General features: G+C 38.9%; 16 protein-coding genes, 1 pseudogene and 1 other annotated feature. Of the genes and pseudogenes, 9 read left to right on the top strand and 8 right to left on the bottom strand.

Annotation, left to right across the window (positions count from 1 at the left end; genetic code table 11):
- Positions 1-2 precede the first annotated feature (2 nt).
- Both A5N88_RS12580 and A5N88_RS12575 read left to right on the top strand, forming a co-directional pair.
- Positions 3-986 carry an ABC transporter ATP-binding protein gene (locus A5N88_RS12580; protein WP_066266555.1) on the top strand — a complete coding sequence of 328 codons (984 nt, stop codon included), beginning with the start codon at positions 3-5 and terminating at the stop codon, positions 984-986.
- Between the two features lie 180 nt (positions 987-1166).
- On the top strand, positions 1167-2501 hold the full coding sequence (locus A5N88_RS12575; protein ID WP_066266553.1) for a GH1 family beta-glucosidase: 1335 nt from the start codon (positions 1167-1169) through the stop codon (positions 2499-2501).
- 143 nt (positions 2502-2644) lie between these two features.
- Here A5N88_RS12575 and A5N88_RS12570 read toward each other — a convergent pair whose 3' ends face one another.
- Positions 2645-4837, bottom strand: a complete 2193-nt coding sequence (locus A5N88_RS12570; protein ID WP_066266549.1) for an alpha-galactosidase — start codon at positions 4835-4837, stop codon at positions 2645-2647.
- Between the two features lie 361 nt (positions 4838-5198).
- Positions 5199-5423, top strand: a binding site (T-box leader).
- Positions 5424-5636: 213 nt separating this feature from the next.
- Between A5N88_RS12570 and A5N88_RS12560 the strand changes: the two genes are divergently transcribed.
- The gene (locus tag A5N88_RS12560; RefSeq protein ID WP_066266543.1) at positions 5637-6980 is read left to right on the top strand and encodes an amino acid permease; all 1344 of its coding nucleotides are present in this window, start codon (positions 5637-5639) and stop codon (positions 6978-6980) included.
- A 916-nt stretch (positions 6981-7896) separates the two neighbouring features.
- Positions 7897-8238: a hypothetical protein gene (locus A5N88_RS12555; protein WP_066266541.1), complete on the top strand. Its 342-nt coding sequence runs from the start codon at positions 7897-7899 to the stop codon at positions 8236-8238.
- 101 nt (positions 8239-8339) lie between these two features.
- On the opposite strand, the gene A5N88_RS12550 is transcribed toward A5N88_RS12555, so the two are convergent.
- Positions 8340-8972: a hypothetical protein gene (locus A5N88_RS12550; protein WP_083953141.1), complete on the bottom strand. Its 633-nt coding sequence runs from the start codon at positions 8970-8972 to the stop codon at positions 8340-8342.
- 142 nt (positions 8973-9114) lie between these two features.
- Between A5N88_RS12550 and A5N88_RS12545 the strand changes: the two genes are divergently transcribed.
- Positions 9115-9312, top strand: a complete 198-nt coding sequence (locus A5N88_RS12545) for a hypothetical protein (protein ID WP_066266539.1) — start codon at positions 9115-9117, stop codon at positions 9310-9312.
- Positions 9313-9484: 172 nt separating this feature from the next.
- Here A5N88_RS12545 and A5N88_RS12540 read toward each other — a convergent pair whose 3' ends face one another.
- Together A5N88_RS12540 and A5N88_RS24390 are read right to left on the bottom strand one after the other, a co-directional pair.
- Positions 9485-10309, bottom strand: coding sequence for an STAS domain-containing protein (locus A5N88_RS12540; protein WP_066266537.1), 825 nt, complete (start codon positions 10307-10309; stop codon positions 9485-9487).
- 445 nt (positions 10310-10754) lie between these two features.
- Positions 10755-10904, bottom strand: coding sequence for a Spo0E family sporulation regulatory protein-aspartic acid phosphatase (locus A5N88_RS24390; protein WP_083953140.1), 150 nt, complete (start codon positions 10902-10904; stop codon positions 10755-10757).
- 489 nt (positions 10905-11393) lie between these two features.
- Here A5N88_RS24390 and A5N88_RS12530 point away from each other — a divergent pair, with 489 nt between their 5' ends.
- From A5N88_RS12530 to A5N88_RS12510, 4 genes are all read left to right on the top strand, one after another.
- The gene (locus A5N88_RS12530) at positions 11394-11657 is read left to right on the top strand and encodes a hypothetical protein (protein ID WP_066266532.1); all 264 of its coding nucleotides are present in this window, start codon (positions 11394-11396) and stop codon (positions 11655-11657) included.
- Positions 11658-11918: 261 nt separating this feature from the next.
- Complete coding sequence (locus A5N88_RS12525) at positions 11919-12392, top strand: DinB family protein (protein ID WP_066266530.1); 474 nt, start codon at positions 11919-11921, stop codon at positions 12390-12392.
- A 1026-nt stretch (positions 12393-13418) separates the two neighbouring features.
- The gene (locus A5N88_RS12515; RefSeq protein WP_066266526.1) at positions 13419-14165 is read left to right on the top strand and encodes an SH3 domain-containing protein; all 747 of its coding nucleotides are present in this window, start codon (positions 13419-13421) and stop codon (positions 14163-14165) included.
- Between the two features lie 363 nt (positions 14166-14528).
- Positions 14529-16907, top strand: a complete 2379-nt coding sequence (locus tag A5N88_RS12510; RefSeq protein ID WP_066266521.1) for an Ig-like domain-containing protein — start codon at positions 14529-14531, stop codon at positions 16905-16907.
- A 476-nt stretch (positions 16908-17383) separates the two neighbouring features.
- Here A5N88_RS12510 and A5N88_RS12500 read toward each other — a convergent pair whose 3' ends face one another.
- The 4 genes and pseudogenes from A5N88_RS12500 to asnB form a co-directional block, all read right to left on the bottom strand.
- The gene (locus tag A5N88_RS12500) at positions 17384-17563 is read right to left on the bottom strand and encodes a small acid-soluble spore protein H (protein WP_066266519.1); all 180 of its coding nucleotides are present in this window, start codon (positions 17561-17563) and stop codon (positions 17384-17386) included.
- Positions 17564-17826: 263 nt separating this feature from the next.
- Entirely contained in the window at positions 17827-18570 is a 744-nt protein-coding gene (locus A5N88_RS12495) for a DUF4397 domain-containing protein (protein ID WP_066266517.1), read from the bottom strand.
- 335 nt (positions 18571-18905) lie between these two features.
- Positions 18906-20120 (bottom strand): NAD(P)/FAD-dependent oxidoreductase, encoded by a 1215-nt coding sequence (locus A5N88_RS12490; RefSeq protein ID WP_066266515.1) that lies wholly within the window; start codon positions 20118-20120, stop codon positions 18906-18908.
- Positions 20121-20838: 718 nt separating this feature from the next.
- A pseudogene (gene asnB, locus A5N88_RS12485) lies at positions 20839-22666 on the bottom strand (asparagine synthase (glutamine-hydrolyzing)).
- Positions 22667-23017 lie beyond the last annotated feature (351 nt).

Raw genomic sequence — 23017 nt, 5'->3', positions numbered from 1 at the left:
TCTTGGATCAGTCATCTGCATTAGTAGAGGTTAAGGATCTCGTTATAAAATATCCAGTCCGCGGCGAGCGTAAAAAGAAATTTATTACACCTGTTGACAAGGTGAACCTTGAAATTAAAAAAGGCGAGGTACTGGCTTTAGTTGGAGAGTCCGGCAGCGGCAAAACTACCATAGGACGGGCATTGGTCAGATTATTGAAGCCCACAGATGGAACCATTACGGTTCTTGGGAAAAAGGTAAATGAAATAAAGGGCAAGGAGCTTAAAGAATATAGGCGAGTTGCACAAATGATATTTCAAGATCCTTTCGGGTCATTGAATCCTGTTAAAACCATCGAAAGCCATGTAATGTTCCCATTAAGGAGGCATCAGGGATATAAAGGGAAGGCATTAGACCAAAAAGTGACCGAATTGCTCCTTCAGGTTGGTTTAACACCCGTGAATGAAATTCGAAAAAAACACCCTCATGAATTATCAGGCGGGCAGCGGCAGCGTCTTGCCATTGCCCGAGCTTTGGCGGTGAATCCACAATTCATTGTAGCAGATGAGCCAACCTCCATGCTGGATGTTTCCATACGGGCAGGAATTTTACAGTTGATGAATGATTTAAAAAGAGAGCTGGGCTTGTCTTATTTATATATAACGCATGATTTAGCATCTGCACGCTATTTTGGGGACCGAATTATGGTTTTATATGGCGGAAAGGTTATGGAAATTGCGGATTCCAAAGAATTAATTAAAAACCCTTTAAACCCCTATACCCGATTGTTGCTGGCAGCGACACCAGGAAGTGATTCCCAAATAGACCTGACGAATATGAGTAATGACCCTCCAGATTTATCTATTGGCAGAAAGGGTTGTCCATTTGTTCATCGCTGTCCATTAGCCACTGATGTCTGCAGAGAGAGGATGCCGGCACTGGAGCAGCCTACAAAAAACCACTTTGCAGCCTGCCACCACTTGGATAAAAAGGAACAATGGGGTTAAAGAAACATATAAGGTTTCTTTGGTTAAATAAAAAATTTCATATGTTTAATCGGCTTTATGAAAGGACTCCATTGTTTTGTAGCTCATTTCCTTTCAGCCCATAGGAAATGAGCTAAAAAACGAGTAGTTATCAAATTAGATACTTAACAGAGCCACTTAAATAAGAAAGGGTGAGCGTCAATGAAGGCATTTCCAGAATCATTTAAGTGGGGGGCAGCTACTGCCTCCTACCAGATTGAAGGCGGCGGACATGAAGAAGGAAGAGGAGAGTCTATCTGGGACCGTTTTGCCCGTCAACCGGGAAAGGTTTACAAACAACAAAACGGAGAGATTGCCTGCGATCATTTTCACCGATATCCGGAAGATGTCCAGCTGATGGACGAGCTTGGAATTCAGTCTTATCGTTTTTCTTTTGCATGGCCCAGGCTTTTTCCTGAGGAAGGAAAGTTTAATTCTGAAGGTCTTGAATTTTATAAGCGCTTATTAGATGAATTAGAGGCAAAGGGAATCACGCCGGCTGCCACAATCTATCATTGGGACTTGCCAATATGGCTTCAGGACAAAGGCGGGTGGACCAATCGCGAAACAGTCGATCACTTTGTAGCGTATGCCAATGTGCTGTTTGAAGCTTTTGGAAGCCGAATTAAATCCTGGATTACTCATAATGAGCCATGGTGTGCAGCATTTCTGGGTTATGCGCTCGGTGTTCATGCTCCTGGCCGTACAGATTGGAATGAAGCATTAATTGCGTCGCATCATTTACTGTTATCTCATGGCAAAGTTGTAGAAGCATTCCGCTCAATGGGATTGGACGGTGAGATTGGCATCACCCTGAATTTGACACCAGCAGTACCTGCAACAAATGCTCAAAAGGATGCTGCAGCAGCTAAGCGCTCGGATGGTTTTGCCAACAGGTGGTTCCTGGATCCGATTTTTAAAGGGAACTACCCGGAAGACATGATGGCACTATATGAAAAAAGATTTGGACCCCTTCACTTTGTAAAAGAGGGGGATCTTGATTCGATATCCGGCCAATTGGATTTTTTGGGTATTAACTACTATACTCACAGCATTATTGAAGAAGATGAAAATGATGATATTTTAAGAGCAGCGAACATTAGCGAAACAGAAAATGTGACCGACATGGGCTGGGGTATTCATCCGGAATCCCTCTATCATTTATTAACCCGCATCAAAACAGAGTATACAGATATACCGCTATATATTACGGAAAATGGCGCTGCATTCCAGGATCAAAAAATGGATGGGAAGGTTGAAGATCATGACCGAATTAAGTATCTCCAAGATCATTTTTCAGCCGCACACCGATTCATCGAAGAAAATGGGAATCTAAAAGGATACTATGTCTGGTCGTTTATGGATAATTATGAATGGGCATTTGGGTATTCAAAACGGTTTGGTATTATTTATGTCGATTATGAAACACTTGAGCGTACACCAAAGGAAAGCTATAAATGGTATCAGGAAGTAATTCGGAAAAATCAAATTAACTAATAGGTTTTGCTAAATTCAATAATTGATAAGGGAATTGCCATTTGAAAAAACGTAACCTTTCCAGATTTTAGATGAAGGGTTACGTTTTATTTTAGGTTATTTCCTGTTTAGCCAATGTAGTCTCTGTTAGTGGACTCTGATTCTTAGCCGTTTACTTTTTTAATTATCCAAAATAAACTCCTGAAGTCCTCTTTCATATTTGGAAGGGTCAATCCGGTGTACATTAATTCATCACCCCCGTATACTTTTTTTGTCTTAATATCCTGGTAAAGATAATCAGGGTGAAGTCCTTTCAGCTTTAGTGTTTGAATTGGTGCTGCCGGCATGGCTAAGACCCTGAAATAAAAGACTGCTGCTTCATCCTGGCTTACAGAAATGAAGTTCCAGGCAGCACTATTCCTTTCAAAAGGACTGAGAATTCGATAAAAGGAGCCAAATTGTATAAGATGGCGTATTTCCTTATAAAGGGCAATCTGTTGTTTTATTTCCTGGCGATCTTCTTCTGTCAATTTTGTAACGTCCAATTCATACCCCAGGTTTCCTGACATCGCTGCATATCCCCTTGTATCCAATGGAGTAATTCTCCCCATCTGTTTGTTGGGAATGGCAGATACATGAGCGCCGATCGTAATAGGCGGGTATACCAAACTTGTTCCATACTGTATTTTTAAACGTGAGATTGCATCCGTATTATCGCTTGCCCAGGTTTGCGGCATATAGTAAAGCATTCCAGCGTCAAAGCGGCCGCCCCCGCTTGAACATCCTTCAAATAAGATATCGGGAAACCTTGCAGTCAGGGTTTCAAGTACCTGATAGAGTCCCAGCATGTAGCGGTGAGCAGTCTCCCTTTGCCTGTCAGGTGAAAGCAGGGAGGAGCCTATCTCGGTCATGTGGCGGTTCATATCCCACTTTACATAACTGATAGGAGCGCTAGTAAGAATGGCTGAAATAGAATCAATAATATATTCACAAACGTCTGCACGCGAGAGATCGAGCACCAGCTGGCTTCTGCTTGTTGTTCTGGGACGTTCGGGAACATGAAGGCACCAGTCTGGATGCTCAGAGTAAAGCTGGCTGTCTTCAGAAACCATTTCCGGTTCAAACCATAGGCCGAATTCCATTCCCAGACTCTCTATATAATTCCCTAAGGGACCGAGGCCGTTCGGAAGCTTGTGTGTGTCGACAACCCAATCTCCCAGAGAGCTCTTATCATTATCCCGTTTACCAAACCATCCATCATCCAGAACAAGTAATTCAATCCCAAGCTTCTTGCTTTCTTGAGCAAGTTTTTTTATTTTTTTCTCATCGAAGTTAAAATAGGTAGCTTCCCAATTATTGATTAAAACAGGCCGAAGGAGATCTCTGTGTCTTCCTCTGCATAAGCGTGTTCTATAGAGTTGATGAAAGGCAGCAGACATCCCGCTAAGCCCTGAAGAAGAATACACCAGCACAACTTCAGGGGCTTGAAAGCATTCTCCCGGCTCCAGCAGCCAGGTGAAATCAAAAGGATTAATCCCCATAGAGGCACGACTATTTTGAAAGGAATCTACTTCAATTTGGGCCAGGAAATTACCGCTGTAAACAAAATTAAAAGCAAATACTTCACCCAGGTCCTCGGTTGTATTTTTTCGCAGCAAAGCAAAAAATGGATCCTGCTGCGGACCGCTCGCACCTCTTCTGCTTTCGATTGCCTGGACTCCAGAGTGTAATGGCCGCCTTGACAGATTTCGCTCATTATTATGGGCGCCATGCAAGGTTAGTAAATCAAATTCATGATCTCTGAAGTCTATACTGGCGCTTAAAATTCTAAGGATTTTTACGTATTCATTGCCGTTGTTTCTCAGCTGTACCGTTCTAGTGATGACATCCAGATGATTGTATACGGTGTAAGATAGCTCAGCCTGTAAACCAATAAGTGCATCCTCCAGAACAATTACGAGTGTGTCCGCTTCTGCCTCGCTCTCCACATAGGTCGAAGGCAGTCCATCGAGCTTTTTCTTTCCTTTGTAAAGGTAGTGGGAGGCATAACGTAAATCTGTTATCGTGGATCCATTTTTCAATTGAATTTGATAAGCAGGACCCCTAAAATCACCATTTCCGTATGCAGGATATTCGTGTGGAATGGTATCAAGAGAAAAGGCTCTGTCATTGGGATCGGGATTTGGAGAGAATCCTCGATTCACAAATAGTATTGGATTGCTTTCATGGTACTTTTTTATTTTTTTTCCCCAGTACATATGGCCAAGATAGCCCTCTCGCAAAATCTTTATCACATAACTGGTATCCTTGGCCTGCAAATGAAAGGTTTTTTGTTCAGCATCAAAGCAGATTGCCATCGTTTCCTCCTGTTGAGTAAAAGATTGAAGCTCTTTTCGTCCTCTTTGTTGCATTTGACGATGGACAAAATACGAATTTATCCATTGTTCGAAAAGCAACATCTAAGCGAAAACAGCAAGTTTAAAAAGAATTCATCTTATAGACAAAGTATTAAGAGTAAAGACGAATCATAACTTTTCTGGGGAAATTGTTTACATGTAATTAAATTGGAGAAATTTCTGATACTATTTAAAATGTAAAATTATCTTCATACTTGATAAACCTACCATTGACAGGTAAAAGGGAAGGTGATATTTTTATCTAAGTACTTTAGCGCCTAAAAGCATAAAAGCATAAAAGCGTTAAAGCGAATTGAATAGATTAAAAGCGTTGAAGGGATTTAGTAGTTTATATTGACTTTTCAAGAGAGCTGGCGGCCGGTGTAAGCCAGCAAGGAAATATAAATGAATTACACTCCTGGAGTTCTTTTTCGAAATGATCTTATCATGAGGAAAAGACGGTTAGAAGCCGTTATGTTAATGAAGAGGCAAGCAAAAAAATGCTTGCAATTAGGGTGGTACCGCGATGAAATCAATCGTCCCTACTGGAGGCTTCCGGTGGGGATTTTTTTATTTGGAAAACGATAATAGCGATAGAAATGACGTTAAGTAAATCCCCTGGGAAAAGCCGTACTGAAGCTGGATTTGAAGCACATTTCCAGCGTAAAAAGCGTACGAATTCCTGGCACTTAACAGGTTTGTACGTAATGCAGAAATCTAGGCGGAAAAGCCATCAACAATAGAGAGAGGAAGACACAGCATGGAGAAAAAGTCATCTCAGCTACAAAAAGGTTTATTGCCCCGGCATGTTCAATTTCTTGCACTGGCAGGAATGATTGGTACGGGGATATTTAAAGGGAGTGCAGATACACTATCAATTGCCGGTCCAAGTGTTATACTGGCTTATCTTGCAGGCGGGGTTTTGCTGTTTATTGTAATGGCAGCACTGGGAGAAATGGCGGTTGCTTATCCCAAACTAAATGTTCAGCACCTGGTCCATAAAGCATTTGGATTTAGGTTTTCTTTTATAGTCGGCTGGCTGTACTGGATAAACTGGGTAATTGTAACAACGGTTGAATTATTGGCTGGAGGCAGCTTTTTGCAATATTGGTTCCCGTCAGTTCCCTTATGGATATTGGGATTAATTTGTGCACTTGTCGTTATTTGTGTAAATTTATTTTCCGTTAAATATTATGGTGAGCTTGAATTCTGGTTTGCCGGTGTAAAGATTCTTGCACTCATTGCCTTTATTGTTCTTGGATTTCTTATGATTCTGGGAGTAATTCAAAGCGACGTAAGTCATCCAATTTCAAACTATACAAACCATGGCGGCATTTTTCCTCACGGAATAGGGGGAACGGTCAGCGCCTTTTTAGTGGTCATGTTCTCTTATGGAGGAGCAGAGTTAATCGGGGTCGCCGTGACAGAAACAAAAGATGGAGATAAGGTCATGCCGAAAATTATTAAAGGAACGGTTTGGCGTGTAATTATCTTTTATGTTCTGCCTATTACCATTATTTGCGGGCTGATTCCATGGGATAGCGTTACAGGGAAAGATAGTCCTTTCGTACAGGTATTTAGTAAAGCAGGATTGCCTGGAGCTGCTGACGTAATGAACTTTGTATTGCTTACTGCAGTATTATCAGCGGCCAATTCAGGAATCTATGCTACTTCCAGGACACTGTTTACTTTATCGCAAAGCGGTGAAGCTCCAAAATGGTTTTTAAAATTGACGAAGAATGGAACTCCTATTAATGGTGTGGTTTTAACGGGCTTACTGATTCTAATTGGTGTGTATATTGCCTTTTTAACACCGAGCCAGGTTATCGGCTATTTAATGACCATCCCGGGCTTTACGGTTATGCTTTTATGGATTTCCATTTGCTTGTCTCAGCTCAAGCTTCGGAAAGGATATAAAGAAATCCCTGCTTTTCAGATAAAAGGATTTCCTTATACGACAATTTTCGGTGCAGCAGCCTTGCTGCTGATTTTTATCTCGTTTTTATTTAATAAGGATAATATCATTGGTACAAGTGTAACGCTCGTAATATTGGTACTGCTTATCCTCTTGTCCTTTACAGCGAAAAAACCATCAAAGCCATAAGCTATTATCCAAAAATGTGTTCAGATTCATTTCAAGCATCTGAACACATTTTTTTGTGCACTAAAGCACTAAAGGGGTCTGACCCCTTTAGTGCTTTAGTGTGATGGATTAAATTAAATAGACTTGACATCTTTTGTGTGCATGATATAATAATTAACGTTGCATTTTGTTTGAATTTAGTTGAGAAATTTAAACAAAAACTTCGGGAGTATTAGTAGTAAATTTTATTAAGTTTTAACATCTAATGTACAGAACACTTCTGTTCATGTAAAAGAAAGATACGTGCATGAGTTGCTGCACAGATAAAAGCAGTAATACAAATCGTATTTGCCTTCCGCAATAGAATATAACCCTCTACGCTTACCATTCTATTTTTTCTCACATTAATCGATGTTCCCATTTAGTATTACTGCGTAAAATAAAATTTACCCATAAGTCAAAACCTTATTTTTCACTGGAGCGATCTAGGAATCGCAAGATGAAAGAGAGGCAGGGCTTTCGTATTTAGGTTTTGAATGTAGATTGCTCTCGAACCTAATCTCACGGAAAAAAAAGCAGTGCTTTCGGTCATAGGAAAAGTGGCCGAGCGGCGCTGCTTTTTATTTGGTTTGCCGTGTAATTTGTACCGGCATGTTTTATATGCTTTAAGTTAAGCTCTGTTAAATTTCTATGTTGTTAGCTGCTCTTTTTTAGTTCTTTACTGTAACCTTTCAGCTGTGTTGAAAGGCATGTGAAACGGCCGTTTCACACGAATGAGCTAAAAAACAATAGAGTCCTCTGACATACCCAAGATTTAAAAAGAGGGTGGCCAAAAACGAATAGATTCGCAAAATTTATAAATATTTTTATGATTGGACGAATAAAATCTCTAATATGGTGCATTTAAAAAATCAGCCTGGAAAGCAGGGAGAGGGAAATGAAGTCCAAGATTCACCGCTGCAACTGCCGGAACGCCTGGTCTATTCAAAACAGGAAAAGAAAAATAACTGCAGCTGAGATTTTATTAAATGGTGATTGGGCAGCTGAATTAAAGCCAGAAAGAAAAGGGGAACCGAAGGGGTTTATTGCAGTCAAACAAACGGAAGATATTATTATTAATCCTATAAAAGATACAATGGAGAAATTCGAAAAAGTAATGAAGCTGTATTATGATAAGCAAGAGGTCACCTTTAATAGGATGCAGGGAAAATATTTGTATTTTTCTGAAAATGGAAGCTGCTATATTTTAAAAAGAATAATGAATGAGACGGAAGATTAAAGAAAAAGCAGGATAGAAAAAGGGAGAAATCATTTTTTGGATTTCTTCCTTTCATAATATTATGAGTTTAAAACCCTATTCAATAAGCCTGTTTTACATTACTAATTCCCATTGCACGTATACTTGAATTCCGGCTGAGTTTGAATGAAATAACCGCTTCGAACCTGGCCTGCCCAGTTCTGAAGTGCTTCTTTCCATTGGACACTAGAAAAGAATTCATCTACCGTAGTGGTATTGGAAAACCAAGTAATGGGAGTAAATGGGGCAAGCGGACCTGCATCTCCCCAAATACCGCCTGCTGGAATGGTACTTTCTTTTACAAGAAGCAGTGGAAGGCCATATTGGTATCCCATAGAAGGCTCAATTTGAAGAAAAGGAGAATACGGTTCCTTTTGTGCGGTAGGTGAGTTGGGTGATAGAAGTACTGCTGCCATCCCGTAGCTAGAAATGACCATACGGCGGATATTTTCTATTGTGGTGTCAGGGTATTGATCCGTGTTGGGAATTGTTCTGGGAAAAAGTAGGACGCTTTTTATTTCATTAAACATACGAATAACAAATTCCTGCCGCTGGGTAAAAGGCGGGTTGGCGGGACCAAGAGATAATAGGTTTTGATGGCTGAAAAAGACGGGGATTCGAAATAAATTGCTCGCTGCCTTTGATAAATCCTCCATACCATTGAGAATTTTCTGTTGTGCATCATATATCTCATATTGACCTTGATTATCGCACACTAATAATCACCTCCACTTATTCAAGGAGTGAATTAATAGTGTAGACAAACTTTCCTGTTAAAAAGCCTTTTTATGTAGTGTGAAATTATGTAATGTTTAAAATAGAAAACACCTATTAAAATTAATCAGTAGGGGATAAACCATGAGGATGAATAAAAAATTGGATGAAAAGAAAGAAGCAAAACTTGAAAGAAAAAAACGAAAAGGGAATTGGGGAGAAAGAGAACCTATTTATACAAAGTGGGATCTGCTCTTGGATATCACTATGATACTTTTTGAATACATACTTGGAGGCATATGGTACCTCATTCGGTTTGTCTTCCACCAAATTCACTCCTAAAGCAGTATAGCAGTTGATTATAAATGACTGTTTACGCATTAGATTGTTGCTTTACGTACCAGGCAAAATTCCGTATGTTGTCTGTCTTCGTGGCATCTTTTCGTAAGCTATTCACATATTTTAAAAGTCAAAATAAAAAGCCCCTTTAAAAGGAGCGCTTATTAAGGGACGTCTATTCATCTTTTACGAGCTGAAGAGATGATTTTATTGTAAGTTTGCTGAAATCCAGTCCTAATTGGATGGCTGTTTGAGCTATTTCAGGACGTATACCAGAGAGAATGGATTTTACACCAATTAAATTTAGAGCTTCAATCAATTGGAAAAGCTGATGTGCAACCATTGTATCAATCATTACAACACCAGATAAGTCAATATATAGAAGACTGATAGATTTATTGGCACATTGATATAAGGAAGTTTCAATGATATATTTGGCCCTGGATGTGTCGATATCCCCAATAAGAGGGAGTAAGGCTGTTTTTTTGCCAATGACAATGATAGGAGAACTTAGTTCCTTAATCATCTCCTGCTGGGATTGAAGTCTTTTCATTGAGAAATGATGGTTTTCTTCTACAAACCAGATCATTACCTTATCCATAGTAGTAATAATCCTGCGTTTCCAACTATCTATTTCTTGCTGAGTATAAGTGGTGTGCAGGTTTGCAAAATCGTCCATTAAGTCCAAATATTGCTCCTGTGTTCTGAAAAATTCTCTTAAGATAAAGTGAATTGGAGTTTTAAGATGCTGTTCATCTTGTGTAACTTCAAGGATCCATGTCTCGAGTCTAGCAATAAACTCTTCTTCGTCTATGATAAAGATTTCGGAAATGTGTTTATGAAATGCATAATTTTGCTGTTTGGTCGCGTTTATTACATCTGGGTCAGTAGAAGCATACACCCCAGATGGGTCACTTTTGTCTAATGATTTATACCATGCCTCTGTTAAATCCCATGTTTTGTCTAGAAAAAATTGATATAATTCACTGTTATTTTTCATTCCGATAGCCTCCACTTAAGTCTCCCATTAAAAATAATACCAAATTCCTATCCTATTTGTTAAGTTGTTTGATGAAAAGAAGAGATTCAAGTTAAATAGCTGCAGTTTTCATGGTCAAATTAATTATCGTCTCCTTGCTATGACTAGCAACTTTCCCTTATGAGTTGGGTCTGTTAAAGATCATGGTTGGTGTTAATCTAATAATGGGAGGAAATATGTAAGGTTTATGTTGGGGAGTCTGGTTAGGGAAAATTGAACCGCCCTCGAAAAAGATGGTATAGAGCTACATTGAACAAGACAGAATGCGGGCCATCATGCATAAAAAAGATCCTCAGAAGGTGCCAGAATCCTTTATTTGCATAATGGCTTAAGTGTCTTCATCCTGCCTTAAAACATACATTTGCAATTGAGTGAACTGAAAAGCGGATAATAGTTGTAAGGGAGACTAGATGATGATAAGCCTGTTTAAAAGACTATCCAGCTTTTGGCTTAAATATAGGGTTTCGGGTGCATTCAGTCCATATCTTAGACCTGCTTCAATTAATTCAATTCTTAATAATTCTATTTCTTTAGTGATATCATCCAGTTTTTTCAATGGTGATTACCTCGAATCAAATTATCTTTAATTAAAAGAATTATTACATAAACTAGGAGGTTATTTCAACCCATTTATTAGATAATCAACATAAACATTCCAATTTGACTATGTCTATAAATTTAATAAGATATGTCAAATCAGAATTGGCTTTTGCCTGAATAATAACGCTGCGGAAATAGAGGTTGTTCTTTTTGGCGTATTCATTTAGCTCCCGGTGATTTTCATTACCTTATATTTATTTATTGGAAAATAAAAAGGAACAGAAGATAAAGCTGCAGTTGGAAAGCATGAAGGAAAAAGGGTTTGTCCAGATAGGAAAAGGAAGGGTTGGCACCAAAATAACCGTTAAGGGAGTCGATTATCTAGTTCATTTGTTGTCCCAATATAAAGGGAATTATTTATCTGTATTTATTCTTCTTCATTACTAGTGTTTTATTTTTAAGGTTATACTATCAAAAAATGAAATGCCATTGGAGGAGTGGACGAATGTTTTTAAAAGGAAGCATTATTTCTGGTGAGTTTGATGAACAAATGAACGAATTTTCGTTACAAACGATTAAGCATTTTAACACTCAATCTACAATTAAGGAAAATCAATTAAAGGCTCTCTTTCATTACCTGCAGGAGCACGAAGGTGATAAGGATGGACAAGTCATTACGTTATATGACCAAATGCCGATAAGGCTAAGTCCAGAGGAAATTAAACATTTATTAAGTGATCTTGAAAAGGTTGGAACAATGTATCATTAGTACATTAACGGTAATAGGATTTTAAAAAAGATCCTGCTCAATTTCTATGTTGATACTGTGATAAAAATACGGGTGGTGTTCACCGAATAATTTTTCATTACTAACTCTTGCGCATGACAAAACTCTGGAAAGGGTATTCTGGATTTTTCACTCATCAGATCAATATGAAAACAGGAATTACGGGGTTTGAAAGAGAAATAATAGTGAAAACAGATTGTATAAAACGCACCCTAAATGACCCCCGAAAAGGAGAGCGAGAGGATGGATGTATTAGAAAGCCAGTATGATTTGATTCGTCGAACCAGGGAGTCATTATTTCGTTATTGTGAAACCTTGTCACATACGGATTATGTGAAAGAACTTGAGAGTTTTGGCGGAGACTCTATCCGCAGTTTGCATGCGCATGTAGCCGATTGTTATCGGGTATGGTTGGGAAAGCGAGCTCTTGGTACATCTCTTTCTGAAATAAGACCAGATTCCATTAATGATATACAGGAGATGCGCGAAGTTTTTAGGAGAATTGATGATCTTGTTCTTAAATTTTTGAATGAATTTAAAGGCAATTGGGATAAAACCCTACATGTATCCTTTGAGAAGGGTGGAAGTGCGGAGATATCTGCATTATGGCTTTTTACGCATACCATTACACATGAATTTCACCATAAAGGACAAATTGTAAAAATAGGCAGACAACTTGGATATATCCCTCCAGACACAGACCTCATTGAGTTTTAAAGCTCATTAAAGGATAAAACGCTTAATGCTGCCTAAATGGCGGCATTTTTTGGTTTGTTATTAGATGAAAAGGAGGTTAGTTCGTCAGACTGGAGTAATATAGGAGGGGAATAGCGAAATTAAAAGGAAATGGATTAAAAAGTAAAATTCTTTTTGGCATTATGGCTTATTCAGCTTTTTATATTCTGCTTAGGGAAATTATGTTGATGCTGCAGGTTAATGGCTATGTTATTTATTCTGCTTGGGATAAGAATGATTTTACAACAGGAAAGATTTTTAATGATGTTCTGGCTATTGTTGCGTTAGCAGTAACGTGTACGAATTATTTTCAAAAGTTGCGGTCTGGGGTTTACTATCATAGTATTGTTTCTTCCTCTCTATTTCACTTTTGTATTTATTTTTCTTATATTTACTGCATATGATTATCAACAACTTAATAGAGAATAGACCAAGGAGCAAAAAAATATTATTAAACTAGATATCAATCATATAAACGGGCAATACGATACGGTTTCTCTTTACTCTTACAAGAAAATGCTTCCGTTCATTTATAAATTTCAATCTAAGTATGATAAGGACTTTAAAGCTTCTGGTAGTTTTGATTATGTTTCTGATTTTGGTAATCACAAGTATTCTGTCAGCAGGGATGGAAAGACACTTACAATTGACGATCTATAAGTGAAATTAAATGAAAGCACATTATATTAAAGTATTATGTGTTCAGATTGCTTACTTCACTAGAAGAAATAGGGACATCAATACCTTGGCCTGCGATTAAATCGCAGGATTTTTTTAATACGAAACGGAGATCCATCACAGGGAACCTTTGTTCATTACAGTGAAGTTTGGAATAACAGAAGGATCTTTCATACTAATCGTGACGATTAAGAATTCCAAGGCTTAGCACTATTCTCAACTATATTACTAAAATTCCAGGAAATTTCGTTAAATAAAATAAATAACTATTTTACCATTTACTGTGTTAAAATTGACGAGTATTAAACTTAATATAATGGGGGGAGTAGTATGAAAAAAATAGTAAGCTTGTTATTGGTCTTTGTGTTTATCGCAGGATTATCTTTTCAATCGGCTGCCAGTGCTGCTGTGAAGCAGTATGCAATGGTGACAAAGGATGTAAATGTGAGGGGAAAAGCCTCCACTTCATCTAAAAAGCTTGGGGTATTGAAAAAGGGGACAAAAGTGACTGTTTATGCTAAAACGAAATATGGTTGGGCACAGATCGTTTACAAAAGTAAAAAAGCATATATCTATTCTAGCTATCTTCATTTCTACACATCTGCCAAGGCAGTAAGCTACAAAATGAACACAGCCAAAAAATACGTCTACAAGGATAACTTTGGAGATACTGTTACCTACACATTTGCTGGTATGAATAATGGCTGGAATCAATGGTATGAAAATAACTCCATTGCTTCTTGGGAAAAAGAAGACGCTAAAGGGTTATATACCCAGATTCCTTTTATTAAAAATTCAACGTCAACAGACTTAAAATATCCCATTAAAGTAGGCGAAAAGTGGCTATTTTCAAGTCTGGGCGGAACGAAAGCATACGCGACCGTCACAGGAATAAACAAAACGGTTAAAGTGAAAGCTGGAACATTTCAAAAGGTTATTGTTGTCAATATAACGGATGGTGAAACCACTGAAATCAACTTTTTTGCGCCGTCAGTTGGTATGATTAAAAGCATCATCAATGTTAAAGGTGATGATCAGAGCATTTCGATGGAACTGGCTGAAATAAAGAAAAAATAGAGGGAGAGTTATCTCTGTTTTTAATTACCCTTTAAGTATAGGCATTATGTTGATAATTGCTCGTTTTTTTGCTCATTTTACAGGAAAGAAGGGAACGAAAAGCAAAAATTTTGCTTTAGTTTCCTGTCTTTTTTGTAACCTTTCAGCTTGCTAAAGGTGTGTGAACCAGCCGTTTTACAAAAACCAACAGAATTTTTCTAAGTGTAAAAATAAGTCTCTGTTATTCTTGCGTGTTGATTTTCGCTGGAGACACTAGCAAGCTTTGCTAAGCACGAGTCTCGCGCCTTCGCTCAATCAACATCTTTTTTTACAGAGCAGAGACTAAAAAGGAAACAAGCCATCTGCTAAGAGAGGATTTGCTATATGTTAAGAAAAAATTTGATCTTTATTTTTATACTCGCCTTAAGTCTGGCTGGCGTGGTACCTTCCAAAGCTGATAGTGATACCACTCCGCTAATTCTTAAGACAGCTTCAATCAATCAGAAGGAATTCCATTCAGGCGATACCATTAAGATGGAATTTACGGTCGAAAACGATAATGAGTCAGGCCCCGCTGAAGATGCTGATATTACCTTGGCAAATGGTTCTTCCAGCAAGACCATTTACTCCATGATGCGTTATACCGGAAATAATACATATGAGTTTTCATATAGAACGGATGGCATGCTTCAAGGAAACTGGTATGTAGAGAGTATTACACTGTATGATAATGCCGGGAATAGTAGTACCTATGGAAGCGGGACACCTTTGATATCAAATTTAAGTTTTAGTATGCTGGATGGAGAAACAGATTCAACGCCTCCAGAGCTTACATCCGTAAAAATTAGCCAGTCTACAGCGAAGCCTGGTGATAAGGTAATCGTGTCAATCGAGTATAATGACGAAAGCGGGTTATCCAATGGTTCTGTTAGTTTTAGGCATATTGAAACAAACGATTATCCATCCTCCCTTTTCGCGGGCTTCCACTATAACGATGTAACGGGGCACTATGAAGCTGAAATAACCATACCAAAGAATGTGCGAAACGGGGAATACGATATCGGTGATCTCTCTCTTACAGATAAGGCGGGAAATGAAATTCGATATTGGTATAATAATCAAGACATGCTTGCGAATGCTAAATTGACCATATCAGGTGGAATTACAGATAATTCAGGACCTGTATTCAACTCTGTTACTGTTGGTGAGAATAAGCTATACCCTGGCGATTTATTGGGCGTAACTGTAAATGGAGAGGATGTAGGGTCCGGAATTAAAGCTGTACAGGTATCATTCAAACGCGAAAATACCCAAAACTCAAATGATGTCTTTTGGGGCAATCTCAGGGCTGGCAGCACGAATAACGAATGGACAGGACAATTGCAGGTGCCTGCCTATGCTTCCGAAGGGACTTATTATATAGACCAAATCTATTTACAGGATCAAGTTGGAAATTCAACCTTTATTAAGCCGGATGCGTCATTGCCAACTGTACAAATTTTGCCTTTTTATACGGGGGTAAATTCAGGGCTTCTTCAAAGAGGGACTGACTTTGATCCAATGGCGGGTGTAAAAGCCTTGTCCAATGCGGAAGGTGACAGGACAAAAGATATTGTTATGAAGGGGTCAGTTGATTCTAGTTCAGATGGTATCTATTTACTCACATACTCTGTACCGAGCTGGCATTTTCATGAAATGAATTCGAACACAGGTACTTACTATTACAATGCTTACAGATGGATAACTGTAAACGACCAGCAGCCAGCCGATCAGGATTTCGACACAACTTATTTTAATGAAAGTGTGAAGATCGGCGTACCATCCAATAGTACAGTTAGTTTGTCAGATGGGAAAACTCTGAAGAACCTTTCGTCAGCTACAACGGTGACAACGGACGGCTCTTATCAGGTAAGCACAAGCACAAACACAAGTAATGTTAGAATGGCAAGTGTAAATAATTTCTTGGCCATGAACCAAAAGAGTGCTTTCAGTCCAGTAGCAACAAAAAAAACAATCAAGTTTGTGATTGATAAACAAAAACCTGCTGCCCCTGTGCTTTCACCGATTTATAGTGAATCTGTTACAATAAGCGGTAAAACGGAGGCCTACTCAAAAGTAAAAATTTTATGCAATGGAAAGTTCCTTGCTGCAGGCAAAACTGACTCAAAAGGTCAGTTTTCAGTCCGAATTCCTAAACAGACGGCAGGAAGCACTATCTCTGTTCAGGCAACAGATCGGGCAGGAAATGTTGGAAGCGCTACTGTAAAAAAAGTGCTGTATGTACCATCTCTGCAGCCTGTCAGCAATGTATCGTTATATGTATCGGGAAAATCAATGCCAAAGAGCACGCTGAAAATTTACTCTAATGGCGTATACATTAAAACAGGTAAAGCAGATTCCAAGGGATATTATAAGATTTCGATTCCAAAGCAGAGCCAAGGGAAGGAATTAAAGGTAGTTGAAACTACCATCAAGGGTATCCGTTATACCAGCCTTCCAGTTAAAGTATTAGACAAGCTTCCTCCTGCTCCGCCTTCTATTAATAAGGTAACGAAGAGTTCTGTTTATGTAACAGGACATTCCGAGAAGGGGGCAACCGTTTTGGTATATAGGGGTAAGACAAAGATTGCTGCAGACAAAGCAGCGGCAACCGGAAAATTTAACATTGCCATTCCAAAGCAAAAAGCAGGGACTATTTTGACCGTCTATGCAGTGGATGCGTCAAACAATAAAAGCAAACCAGGTTATATAAAAGTGCAATAATAATCTATATAGGCATCCTTTTATTTATGCTTTGTTAAAATGTATATCATTTAACAAGCTTTTATAAAGGGTGCCTAATCTTTTATATGCAATTTTAAAGACTTGTTCTTCCTGCAGGTTGATACTCGCATTAGAGATTGGCTTTACGGCGTGGGCGATAGAGGAGCCTCTTCGTCGTTGTCTTCCCATAACTCGTTTATCAATGCCAATAGTGAGCCACAATAACAGTACCATCTTAAAAATCATAAAAGGAAGATAAAATGGATGCAGACAGAAGAAAAATCTAACTACAGTAAAATTATTGGAAAGTACAATCAAAAACACCGCAAAAAACTGCGATGTTTTTGATTGTACTTTAAACAGAACCCTTACAATATGATGCCCTTTGGTCAATGAGCCATTTCATGGCTTTGAACGGTTTTATGATGTGAGGAAGCAGGGGCATGTTTAGTGACTGTTCATACTATCAGCCTAAATTAACGCTCTTCCAAACTTGATACATTCACACTTTGCTTTTGGTTCGGGTTATCAAGAGGGTGAATTGTGGCTAAGCCGTTTTGTTGATCCACATGCTCAATGTAAACGTCGGTTCCATTATAGGTTACCTTTGTCATGCTGGATGTATTAGAAATTTCTTGTGCTCTCTTTGCGTCCATGATTACAGCCTCCTTTTTTATGTACAGTTACAGTATCTGTTTGTCGTCCAATTCTATACGCAAAAAATTTTACAGAATCAAAGACTCTGGAGTGGGATGAAAAAAGAAACATCATGGGGATGATTACAAAGAAAAAGGATGCGTGGTAAATAAAAATAGCTTCATTTCGAAGATAAAACAAAACAGGAAAAGGCATTCAAGTTTGTTGTTTGAATACCTTTGGGTTTGGTACAAGCTCCTCCATACAGCTGAGGAAATAGGGTCTATCCTTTTAACACCATTGCTTCAAGCCTCGGCTCTTTACCGGCAAACCCAATTGCTGCGACAGTGTAGGAACGATTAGCACTCAACTTAATATTTGGAATCATTAATACAGTTTGGCCCGTCTCTGAAACACGAACCTCCAGGTTTACCATGGAAGGAGCAAGTTCAAGATAGGGTGTTACTTCACCAAAGGATATGCCTTTAAATAATGTCTGGCCATTTTCCAGTACAATATCAACGGCTGGAGCATCTGGTGAAAGATGGAGGAAACGGACTTTTGTTCTTCTTGAAGGTGCTGCCGGTTCATCCACAACGACCAGTAAATCTAGCTGATCAACTGCTCCTTTTGCTGATGCAGTGTAATAAACACCTGGTTTTACGGTAATCGTTTTACTGATAATAGGAGACTTTGTTTCTCCTTCAGGGTAAATTTCAATTTTGTGGCGCCCTGCCTGGAGCTGTAAATATTTGCTTACCTGCTTGAAGGTCACACCTCGTAAAGCAGCCTTGTTATCAACATATATATCAACGGCTGGTGCATCGGGTGACGCATGAAAAACCCTGACCAAAGCGCTTTTTTTATAGGCACGGTCATTCTCTAGCGCCTTTTGCATGGCTGCTAAATGCATTTGGTAATAATGTATGTGTTTGGAAGGATCTAAGTATTTATAGTATTGTGCCAAAGAATCATACATAGATGCCTCTTGGAGATGATGCTGAGCACTGGATTTATAGTCCCGCATTGAGGTACAGTCCTTTCCTATATGGTTATATACCTAATTAAATTATGCGGAGTGGAAAATAGTGTGCTGGAAATTAAAAGACAAAAAGAAAAAGGATCTTCCAATTCGCAAGGAAGTATCCTTTCTTAAACTACGTTGTTAGTTCATCCGGAAAATAATAAGGCTCTTTTCGTAAACTTTGTTGTTATTTAACACAAACAGCCTCAGTAGTAAACCTGTGAATTGCTTACGAAAAGATGCCACGAAGACTCAATTTATACAGAATTTAAGATTTTTGCGATAAGCAGCAATCTATGCAAAAACAGTCAATAATGAAAACAACCTGTGGTGTTGGCCTACATCATAAAGGGGCGGGAGTGATGATAAAGCTTCAACGCCGGATGGGAGCCTTTCACTATAACTTCCGCAATGATTTTTGCCATTGCCCTGCTGTAAACCAGTCCATTATCCCCATAAGCAAATAAGAAGTAGCAGTTTGGATATTCTTCATATTCTCCGATGATTGGAAGGCCATCGTGCATGCCTCCGTAAAAAGCACCTAAGTAATATTCAGGCCTTACGTCAATGCTTGGAAAAAGCTTATTAAATTCTTTTATGAGCTTTTCTTTTTTATTGGGAATTTTAGAATCACGTGCATCAGGGTACATTGTATTTTCATCTAATCCCCCAATGATAATGCGATTGTCAAAGGTGGTTCTTATATAGATATATGGCCTGGCTGTTTCCCAAATCAGTGTTTGGTTATACCAGCCGTCAAAGCTGTCCACTGGATTAGTTACAACTGCATATGAGCTGGTGAGGATACTGTTCTTTTCTTTTTTAAAATCAAGCCCTTCATAGCCTGCCGCAATAATGGCATGACGTGCTTTAATAGAATGGCCTTTATCGGTATGAAAGGTTGCGATATCTTTTTGGAAAGATTGGCCGCTGATCCTTGTTTCCTCGAAAATGCGTACTCCATTTTGATGAGCTTTTAATAGAAGCCCATGATTATACTTAAAGGGATTTATCTCTCCATCGTTATAGATATACAAGGCAGACTCTTTTCGAAATGGATAGCGCTTGCTAATTTCATTTTCTGTCAGCATGTCGGCTGAAAATCCATGTTTGGAAAGATAGCTAAACTCTTTTTGCAGTTTTTCTGCACCGGCATGATCACTCGCATAATATAGGCTGTCCCTTCTTTTAAAATCCGGGTCAATGTCCATGTTTTGAGAGTCTGACTCAATATCCCGAATGGCTTCCTGGCAAAGCTTTGTATGCTGAATGGATGCTTCTTCCCCGAAGCTATTTACTAGCTCAAAGAGCATTTTATCTCCAAGGTACTGAAGAAGTGCCGTATTCACACTTGTACTCCCGGTACCTATTTTACGTTTATCAACAAGCACGACATCAAGGCCTGATTTCATAAGACTATAAGCGCATTGAGCACCTGAGTTTCCCCCGCCAATTATAACAACATCACACGTAATATCCTCTTCTAAAGATGGGTATGCAGGAGGCTCCTTCAGCGTAAGTGGCCAATAGTATTTTCCGCTATGTAAATCCATATCTCCAACTCCTTATTTAACATTTCTCTGCTAGTATTATCTCCTGATCTTTCAACACCATTCTTCAGAAAATGATTCTTATTCACTTTGCTGCTGTCTAAAAAGGACCATGAGTCATACAAAAGATTCAGTGAAGCAAAACGATTGAAGGGTGGTGACAGACCTGCATTGGTAAGAGGAGCTCTAGTGAGTGACCGATAGGAGCTGGAGCTGAAGAGGGACCACATTGCTTAATAAATTTATTCATTAGTAATGGCTTCCTGCAGGTTGATTTGCGCTGCAGACACTCGCTTTCCGCTCCAATCAACCATTGAGTTAAATCCAAATTGGGAGTGTACAAAGTCATAGGCAGAAGTTCTAATCGTCCTGCCGGTTGATTGCCACTCCGAGTACTCGCTTCCTGCTGGCTATAGCGGAACCCACTCCGCCGCAAGCTTTTGTGGGATATCCCCGTTCTCTTCCCTTTTTCTTTTAGGCTCTTTTCGTAAACTTTGTTGCTATATAACACCAAAAAATGAAATTCACAGGCTCTGTAGTAAACCTGTGAATTGCTTACGAAAAGAAGCCACGAATACTCACTTTACACGAATTTAACACTTTTGCGAAAAGCAACAATCTATGCGAAAACAGCCTTCTTTTATGTTCAGAAATAGTAAAAGAGGCGGCTCAAAAGACCACTTGTATCTGACCTTTTGAGTCACCCTCGAAATTTAATTCTTTATAAGGTTATTTCAATTTGATACTCTTCAATCCAGCTGTTAATTTGAATAAGATAGTCAAGCAAGCCTCTTGCCTCTGTACCATTAATCTGCTGATCCTTACCTTCTGCAATCGTTCTTACTCTTTCGGCATTAATGAAAGCAAGAATAGGGGAAGATGGTTCGTCGAGAATTCTAAGCATCCATTGACTGACAGCTTGTAGATAGTGCTGGTCTTTTGTGCTTGGATATGCGCTTTTTCTGCGGTTGCGCACATCGTCCGGCAAGATGCCTTCAAAAGCCCTGCGGAGAATGCCTTTTTCTATATTATCAATGCTTTTCAAATCGTAAGGTACGTTCCATAAATACTCTACCAGACGGAAGTCACAAAACGGTACACGAACCTCAAAGCCTGTCATCATGCTGGCACGGTCCTTGCGATCAAGCATGAACGGAAGAAATCGTGTGATAAACATATAGGACATTTGCCGTTGTTTGGCTTGCTTTTCATCTTCCTCTTCTAGAAAAGGAACTTCAGATTTAGCTTCTTGGTATCTTTTTCGGCGATATTCCTCCGGTGCAACCTTTTCCTTTATCTCATCTGAAAGGATTTCAGAGAAGTAGCCAAGGTTTACCAGCCAAGGGAATATATCAGCATTTAAAAACTGCTCCTGATGAAACCATGGATAGCCTGAGAAAACTTCGTCTGCAGATTCACCTGAAAGAGCCACTGTTGCATCTTTTTTCATTTCAGTAAATAAAAGATAAAGGGACGTCTCTAATTCACCGACTCCCGGCAAATCCACGCGCTCTCATTGGAACAAGGAGATTGTCAGCAAGCTTGTCCGCTCCCAATACTACCGAGTGATGGTCGGTTCCAACATATTCGGCAACCCGTTTTACCCAAGGCTCATCAAGATCGCGCCGGAGAAAGTCTTCTTTAAAATCCTGCTCATTATTAACGAAATCAATAGAGTAGGTATGAAGCGTTTTCCCTTCTTTTTTATAATTGGTTCCAGCTAAAGCAGTAAGACCGCTGGAATCAAGTCCTCCAGAGAGCATGGATACAAGCGGAACGTCGGAAACTAGCTGACGGTTGACCGTATCCTGTAAGAGAGTCTGAATAGTATCAACAGTTTTCTCGATATTGTCTGTATGTTTTTTGCTCTTGAGCTTCCAGTATTGTTTTATAGCAGCCCCATTTGCCTTAAAGGTTACATAATGGCCTGCACGTACTTCTTTAATTTCTTTAAATACACCTATACCTGGAGTCCGCATTGGACCCAGTGCAAAAACCTCAGCCAGACCCTCTTTGTCTATTTTAGCTTCAACAAAAGGGTGAGAGAGAAGTACTTTTAATTCAGAACCAAAAATAATTGAGCTTCCGCGTTCTGTATAAAACAGTGGTTTAACACCTAAATGATCACGTCCAAGCATAAGCTGGCCAAGTCTTTCATCCCAAATGCCAAAAGCAAAAATCCCATTAAAACGGGTAACACATGATTCACCCCATTCTAAATAAGCATGGAGGAGTACCTCTGTGTCAGATGAGGTTTGGAATTGGTGTCCAGTTTCTTCAAGCTCCATACGAAGCTCTTTAAAATTATATAGCTCTCCATTATAGGTAAGAGCAATTGTATGATTTCCATCTTTATAAAGCATTGGCTGACTGCCCCCTTCAGGGTCAATGACAATTAGCCTTCTATGGCCAAAAGCAGCTCGTTCAGATATCCAAAATCCTTCAGCATCAGGCCCTCTGTGAATAATAGAATCAGCCATTTTTTTAATTACCTGTTGCTGATTTGAAAGGTCTTGCTCCCAATCAACCCAACCTGCTATACCACACATATACTTGCCTTCTTTCTTTAATATGATTTTGCGATGATGTTGTAAACCAAAGATCACTCGGGCTAGGCATGTGTCCCATCAATCTTTTAAAAACACACTTTAATGGTAGAGATTTCCAAAGATAATCTCAAATAATTGTATGTTATCTTTCAAAAAAATGGCATAAAGCCCCAAATTGGGAATAAGTGATTGACCTTTTTTCTTATAAATACGGGTATGAAAGGAGAAGATTTGTGTAAAGAGTCATAGTTCGAAATAATTATTTTACTTAAATAATAATTGAGTAAATAAACTATTTTTCTGCCAAGGAAAACAGTTTATATTTTAGCTAAATAAAAAGCGGCTTTCGGG

Source organism: Heyndrickxia acidicola (assembly GCF_001636425.1).
Lineage (GTDB): Bacteria > Bacillota > Bacilli > Bacillales > Bacillaceae_C > Bacillus_AE > Bacillus_AE acidicola.
This window is presented reverse-complemented; position numbering and strand designations above follow the sequence as displayed.

What these genes read in the sequence shown, in the direction of transcription:
- A5N88_RS12530 (WP_066266532.1), top strand. Translation starts at nt 11,394, where the DNA reads ATGTTTTTAAAAGGAAGCATTATTTCTGGTGAGTTTGATGAACAAATG.
- A5N88_RS12515 (WP_066266526.1), top strand. Translation starts at nt 13,419, where the DNA reads ATGAAAAAAATAGTAAGCTTGTTATTGGTCTTTGTGTTTATCGCAGGA.
- A5N88_RS12545 (WP_066266539.1), top strand. Translation starts at nt 9,115, where the DNA reads ATGAGGATGAATAAAAAATTGGATGAAAAGAAAGAAGCAAAACTTGAA.
- A5N88_RS12500 (WP_066266519.1), bottom strand. Translation starts at nt 17,563, where the DNA reads ATGGACGCAAAGAGAGCACAAGAAATTTCTAATACATCCAGCATGACA.
- A5N88_RS12490 (WP_066266515.1), bottom strand. Translation starts at nt 20,120, where the DNA reads ATGGATTTACATAGCGGAAAATACTATTGGCCACTTACGCTGAAGGAG.
- A5N88_RS12555 (WP_066266541.1), top strand. Translation starts at nt 7,897, where the DNA reads ATGAAGTCCAAGATTCACCGCTGCAACTGCCGGAACGCCTGGTCTATT.
- A5N88_RS12575 (WP_066266553.1), top strand. Translation starts at nt 1,167, where the DNA reads ATGAAGGCATTTCCAGAATCATTTAAGTGGGGGGCAGCTACTGCCTCC.
- A5N88_RS12510 (WP_066266521.1), top strand. Translation starts at nt 14,529, where the DNA reads ATGTTAAGAAAAAATTTGATCTTTATTTTTATACTCGCCTTAAGTCTG.
- A5N88_RS12540 (WP_066266537.1), bottom strand. Translation starts at nt 10,309, where the DNA reads ATGAAAAATAACAGTGAATTATATCAATTTTTTCTAGACAAAACATGG.
- A5N88_RS12570 (WP_066266549.1), bottom strand. Translation starts at nt 4,837, where the DNA reads ATGGCAATCTGCTTTGATGCTGAACAAAAAACCTTTCATTTGCAGGCC.
- A5N88_RS12560 (WP_066266543.1), top strand. Translation starts at nt 5,637, where the DNA reads ATGGAGAAAAAGTCATCTCAGCTACAAAAAGGTTTATTGCCCCGGCAT.
- A5N88_RS12525 (WP_066266530.1), top strand. Translation starts at nt 11,919, where the DNA reads ATGGATGTATTAGAAAGCCAGTATGATTTGATTCGTCGAACCAGGGAG.
- A5N88_RS12495 (WP_066266517.1), bottom strand. Translation starts at nt 18,570, where the DNA reads ATGCGGGACTATAAATCCAGTGCTCAGCATCATCTCCAAGAGGCATCT.